Genomic DNA, 755 nt, shown 5'->3' on the forward strand with positions numbered 1-755 from the left:
TGATCGAGGCGCCGAGGCCCTGGCGCCCGCCGACGAACTCGCCCACCACCGCGCCGACGAGGGCGAGCACGATGGCGACGCGGAACCCCGCCAGGATCACCGGCAAGGCCGCGGGCAGCTTGAGGCGCAGCAGCGTCTGGATCCGGCCCGCCCCGAGCATCCGGAACAGTTCGCGCTGGCCGGGATCCACTTGGTCGAGCCCCGTGAGGGTGTTCTCGAAGAGCGGGAAGAAGCAGATCAGCGCCGTGATCACCACGGTCGGGGTCAGGCCGAAGCCGAACCACAGGATCAGCAGGGGGCCGAGCGCCAGTTTCGGCACCAGTTGGCTCGCCAGCACGTAGGGGCGCAGCACCCGGTGCAAAGCCGGCCATTCCGAGAGCAGGATGCCGGCGCCGAGGCCCAAGCCCGTCCCGGCGAGAAGCCCCAAGGCCATCTCGGTCACGGTGACGCGCAGATGCGGCCAGAGCCGGCCGGAGGCGAGTTCGCCCCACAGGGTCTCGGTGACGGCGGAGGGCGCCGGCAGGACGAGGGGCGAGACCCGCCCGGACCGGCACCACGCCTCCCAGGCGATCAGGAGGGCCGCCAGCAGCAGGGCGGAGGCGATCCGCGCCCTCACGCCGCCCGCCCGATCGCCGGATCGGCCCCGTCCAAGGGGCCATCCATGGCCGCGCGGAGCGACCGGCACACCGCCCCGAAGGCGGGATCGTAGCGGATTCCCGGCGGCCGCGGGCGCGGCAGCGGCACCGCGCCCTCGT

At 73.8% G+C, this 755-nt stretch carries 1 protein-coding gene; it reads right to left on the minus strand.

The window, feature by feature from the left end:
* Positions 1-616 (minus strand): ABC transporter permease (locus tag VQ03_RS30235; RefSeq protein WP_048454638.1); only part of this gene is annotated, 616 nt, incomplete at its 3' end.
* Positions 617-755: the final 139 nt, after the last annotated feature.

The sequence above is a fragment of the Methylobacterium tarhaniae genome (assembly GCF_001043955.1).
GTDB classification, from domain to species: Bacteria; Pseudomonadota; Alphaproteobacteria; order Rhizobiales; family Beijerinckiaceae; genus Methylobacterium; species Methylobacterium tarhaniae.